This window comes from Novosphingobium sp., assembly GCF_041905565.1.
Lineage (GTDB): Bacteria > Pseudomonadota > Alphaproteobacteria > Sphingomonadales > Sphingomonadaceae > Novosphingobium.
Genome location: NZ_JAYRKX010000037.1, coordinates 1 through 4,990 on the forward strand (window position 1 = coordinate 1; position 4,990 = coordinate 4,990).

Here is a 4,990-nt window from a genome sequence, read left to right on the forward strand (position 1 = left end):
TATAATCTCGGGCTGCCGGAAGAGTTTCGGCGCGACATCCTGCACGCGGCACCGCTGCATGACATCGGAAAGGCGGGCCTCAGCGATGCGCTGCTGCGCAAGTCCGGCTTCCTGTCGCCGGAAGAGCGCCGCGAGATGGAAGAGCACACGCGCATCGGCCATGCCATGCTGCGTGACATGCACTCGAGCCTGTTCCGCATGGCGGCAGACATCGCACTTTCACATCATGAGCGCTGGGACGGGTCGGGCTATCCGCAGCGTCTCAAGGGGGAACAGATTCCGCTGGCGGCGCGCATCACCGCGGTGGCCGACGTGTTCGACGCGCTGACCAGCGTGCGCGCCTACAAGACGGCATGGTCGGCGGCCAATGCCTTCACCTATCTCCATGACAACGCGGGAGACCAGTTCGACCCCGCTTGCGTCGCGGCCTTCGCCGGCGCGCGCGACGAGGTCGTCGAGGTGATGCGTGCAATGCCGGACGCCGAGGACGGCACCGCCGACGCGGCCTAGGCCGAAGCCGGCCAGCTGAGCGTGAAGCTTGTACCGCCCGAAGGCGCGTGCTCGCGGCTCCACGTGCCGTCGATCTGGCGCGAGAGAGCCGTCATGATGCGGCTGCCAAGGCCCGTGTCGGCGTCGTCACCGATGCCGCGACCGCTGTCACGCACCTCGAGGCGGTTCACGCCACCCTGGCTGGCGAGCCTGACGGTGATGGCCCCGTCGCCGTCCTCGAGACCGTGCTTGATGGCGTTGGTAATGGCTTCGGTGGCGAGGATCGCCACCGGCACGGCGCGGTCGAGACCGATCGTCATCGGCTGGAGGTCGGTCATGATCCTGGCTGTCCCGGCGATCATCGACGCCGAGAGCTGCTTCACAAGCTGGGCGAGGAACTTGTCGAGTTGCACGTCGGATGGCGATGCGGTGCGGTAGATCTGTTCGTGCACCAGGGCGATGGCGCGCACCCGCGAACTCGTCTGGTCGAGCAGCGGACGCAGCTCGGCCGGCAACCTCTCGGACTGCAGGCGCAACAGGCTGGAGATGACCTGGAGGTTGTTCTTCACCCGGTGGTGGACTTCCTGGAACAGAACCTTGTTGTCGGCCAGCGCCTGCTCCACCTGACGGCTCTTCTTCTGAAGCTGGTTGGAGAGAACACGAAGCAGCCTCGTCAACAGCAGCAGAACTGGCAGGCCGATGCCGATACCCCACAGCAGCGGCTTCAGGACCTCGAACAGCGGCACAGCCGCGATGGCATGGAGCTTGAGGTCCGGCATCGTGCGGACGGCCACGACGGACCAGGCACCGAATACCGTCGCCACGCCTGTCGACTTCGGCTCGGGGACGAGGTCTCTCCATGGCAGTCTTTCGTCCACCATCTCCGGGTGGAAAGGCTGTGCCGCCACCACCGCGCCGTCGTCCTCGACCAGCGCCATGCTGGTGTGGCGCTGGTCCGTCGCAAGGCCGGTGATGGAATTCGACGGGATGCCCAGGACAATGACGCCGAGGAGCTCTTCGTCCTTTGCCCTGTAGGCCGCGGAATAGGTAAAGACATAGCGATTGCTCACGCGGCTGAGGATTGCCGGTCCGATGAAGGACTGCAGTCCGTCGCGCACGTGCGCTTGAAACCATTGCCGGTCCGTGGGCCGCGCGAGGTTCGGACCGAGCGCAGCGTTCGATGCGAGATAGGTGCCGTCAGAAGCGACCACGCCGGCCGTGCTGCCATCGGGCAGCCACGTTGCGAGGTCCCGCAGCCGTTGACTGGTCGCCGCGTCCTGCGCGAGACCCGCAAGGCCGCCGCGCTCGTCGAGGTGTTCCTGATATTCATCCACCACGAAGGCAGCGAGCGTGATGGTGCGTCGGGCATATTGTTCGAGGCTGGTGGCCACTCCCTCGGCGTGGCTGCGCGCATGGTGCAGGAGCAGGATGCCCGATGATACGGCGGTGATGATCGCGAGCACCCACAGCAGGAGAAGAATTGCACGGGTGGCGCGGCGGATCAGCGGAACGACTTCGCTTCCGGCGGCCGTGGCATTGCCACTGGCGAGCCGGCGCAGCGCGGCGCGTTCGTCGTCGAACTTGTTCACCCTTGCCTGTAAGTGACGACCGGCAGGGCGGTGACACTGCCGGTGCAGCCCCCATCATCTGGAGTGGTGGCAGTGAACATGGGCATTGGCGGCCTTCCTCCGACTATGTGGCGGTACAACTTCTATTTTCGCACGGCGTGTCACATCGGTTCAATCGGCAATCAGAAAAACCCGCGGCGGCGCACCGGCGGGGGAGTTGAAAAGGACCTTGCCAAAAATTTCGGCAGCGCGTTGACGGGCGGACGCGTTCTGCTAACGTTGCGTCAGGGAACGGAAGCGACGTCGAGGGGCTGGAACCATGGCGCTTGCGCATGAACGTGCCGGATCACGATCCTACGTCCTTCACAGTCTCCTGCTTGCCGCCATGTTGTGGCTGGCGATGGCAGTGGCCCCCGGCGCCCCGCGCGCGCTGGCAGACAACATATGCACCACGCCAGCAAACCTTTGTGGATGTGCCAGTTGCGGCTGCGGCTCCACTCCACCCGCGCCGCGCTGCCCAGACGGCCAGCAACCCTACGATGATTACTGCCTGCCTTCCTGTCCGGATGGCTGGCTGCGTTACCCCGGCTACCCCGGCCTCTGCACGCCGCCGTGTGAACATGGCTGCCCGGATGGGTATGAGCAGGTGCCTTTGCCTCAGTGCCCGGATGGCTATCACCGCGACCTGCAGAGCCCGGACGACTGCGTGCCCGACTATGACCAGACGGAGGACGACTGCCCGACCGGCATGGTGCTCTCGCCCAACACGCGGCAATGCGTGACCGACTGTCCCGACGGCACATACCGCGATGGCCAGGGCCTGTGCCGCAGCTATTACCAGGACCCCTGCCCCGCCGGATACGGGCGCGATCCCGAAAGCGGGCAGTGCCTGCCGCCGGGCAACTGGCCCTCCGGCTATCAGTGGATCTGCCTGCCAAACTGCCCGCCGGGAACCCAGCGCGACTTCTATCACCCCACGCGCTGCATTCCGCCGCCGCCGCAGTGCCCTGACGGGTACGACAATTGGCACGGCCGCTGTGTGCCCCCCTGCGAACAGGGAACACAGCGCGACCCCTATGGCTATTGCGTGCCACCGCAATGCCCGCCGGGCACCTATACCAACCTGCGCGGCCAGTGCGCACCGCCGGAATGCCCGCCGGGCTATGACAATCTGCGCGGCCAGTGCGTGCCGCCCTGCGACCAGGGCTACACGCGCGACGACAATGGCCGATGCGTGCCGCCGGACGACGGCTGCCCGCCGGGCAGCGAAACCTTCCGCGGCCAGTGCGTGCCGCCCTGCCCGCAGGGCTACACGCGTGACACACAGTCGGGCAACTGCCTGCCGCCACCCGACAACGGCTGCCGCCAGGGCCAGGAGAAATACCGCGGCCAGTGCGTGCCGCTGTGCCGGACAGGCCAGCTGCGTGACAAGAACGGCCGCTGCGTGACGCCCGGCTGCCCGCAGGGCACCGAAAGCTTCAACGGCACGTGCCTGCCGCTGTGCCGCAAGGACCTCGTGCGCCGGGCGGATGGAAGCTGCGGCTGCCCGTCGGGGCAGTCCCTCGTCAACGGCCAGTGCATGCCGCCCTGCGACCAGGGCCAGGTGCGCGACAAGAATGGCCGTTGCGTCGAACCTTCCTGCCCCAAGGGCCAGGAGCGGGTGCGCGGGCGCTGTGTTGCCGCCTGCTTCGGCGACACCATCCGCGACAACCGTGGCCGCTGCGTCTGTCCGAAAGGGACGGAGATGTCGGCCAGGGGCACGTGCGAGCGCGTCACCTATGACCAGCCCTGCGGCAAGGGCTACCACAAGGACGACAACGGCAACTGCGTACCCGACCGGCGCATCCAGACGCAGTGCCCGGACGGCTGGCACTACAGCAAGAAGCGCCTGACCTGCGTGCCCGACAAGCAGGATCAGACGACCCAGCCGAACCAGCCCGCGTTGCGCCAACCCAACCTGCAGGTCGATCCCAACTCGCTGCAGCTGCTCCAGCCGCAGCGCCAGAAGAGCAACAGCACGAACCGTCAGCAGTCATGCCCGAAAGGCTTCGTGCCGGATGGCAATGGCGGCTGCGTGCCGGGCTGAGGCAGCCAGCCCCCACGAACGAAGGCGCCACACCGCAGGCGGTGTGGCGCTTGCCAGTGCAGCGACCGGGTGCCGTCAGGCGTGGCAGATCTTGTTGGCCTTCAGTTCGGCCGCGGCGCCCTTGTGCGAGGAATAGTAGTACTTGCCAACCATCAGCTTCGAGGTCGGGCGGTGGTTGACGATTTCACAGCCCTTGCCGTGCGGATTGCGCGACACATAGAAGTAGGTGTGGTGATGCTTGGCGGTTGTCGCGGATGTCGCCGTCGTGTGTGCGGGCGCCGTGGCTGCGGCGGCCGGCAGCGCGGCAGCCACCGCCATCGCAAGTCCGAAGCCGAGCGAAAGGATCTTGTTGGTCGTCATCTCATATCTCCTGGTATTCGCGTTCTGCCCGGACCCATGTGGCCCGTCGCGATCAGTGATATCCGACCCGATCCCCGCTCCGGTGTTACGATTGGCGACGTTTCATTGCATTTTGTATCCGCGCCCTGCCGCCCTCAGTCGCCGAGCTCGTTGAACATCGTCGAGGGGTCTGCCGCCACGGGCGGCGCGCCGAAGGTGAGCTTGATCGCCTCCATGACGAGGAGCGGCGGAGCCATTTCCTTCGACAGGTCGACGATGCGGGCCTGCAGCTTGCTGACCACGTCCGGGTTCTGGTCGGCGATGTTCGTGGTTTCGCCGGGGTCCTTCGCAAGATCGAAGAGTTCGATCTTGCCGGGCAGCCCGGCCTGCCACACCAGCTTCATGTCGCCCTCGCGGACGGCGCCGGCGGTCGGGTCGACGTTATAGACCACCTCCTCGCGCGGCGTCTTGGTACCCTCGCTGATCGCGGGCCAAAGGTTCATGCCGT

Annotated in this window: 4 protein-coding genes and 1 pseudogene; 2 read left to right on the forward strand and 3 right to left on the reverse strand. The window is 66.3% G+C overall.

The annotated features are described in order from the left end of the window. Positions 1-510: HD-GYP domain-containing protein (locus tag ACE3N9_RS16420; RefSeq protein ID WP_374285554.1), on the forward strand; the 510-nt coding region annotated here is incomplete at its 5' end. On the opposite strand, the gene ACE3N9_RS16425 is transcribed toward ACE3N9_RS16420, so the two are convergent. Then, a complete protein-coding gene (locus ACE3N9_RS16425; RefSeq protein ID WP_374285556.1) occupies positions 507-2,078 on the reverse strand; it encodes a sensor histidine kinase in 1,572 nt (523 codons plus the stop codon). The genes ACE3N9_RS16420 and ACE3N9_RS16425 overlap by 4 nt on opposite strands. A gap of 625 nt (positions 2,079-2,703) precedes the next feature. Between ACE3N9_RS16425 and ACE3N9_RS16430 the strand changes: the two genes are divergently transcribed. Next, on the forward strand, positions 2,704-4,143 hold the full coding sequence (locus ACE3N9_RS16430; RefSeq protein WP_374285558.1) for a hypothetical protein: 1,440 nt from the start codon (positions 2,704-2,706) through the stop codon (positions 4,141-4,143). A gap of 75 nt (positions 4,144-4,218) precedes the next feature. Here the strand turns inward: ACE3N9_RS16430 and ACE3N9_RS16435 are convergent, their stop codons facing one another. Together ACE3N9_RS16435 and ACE3N9_RS16440 are read right to left on the reverse strand one after the other, a co-directional pair. Beyond that, the gene (locus ACE3N9_RS16435) at positions 4,219-4,503 is read right to left on the reverse strand and encodes a hypothetical protein (RefSeq protein ID WP_374285559.1); all 285 of its coding nucleotides are present in this window, start codon (positions 4,501-4,503) and stop codon (positions 4,219-4,221) included. Between the two features lie 134 nt (positions 4,504-4,637). Further along, positions 4,638-4,990: pseudogene (locus ACE3N9_RS16440) on the reverse strand (hypothetical protein); the annotation flags it as partial.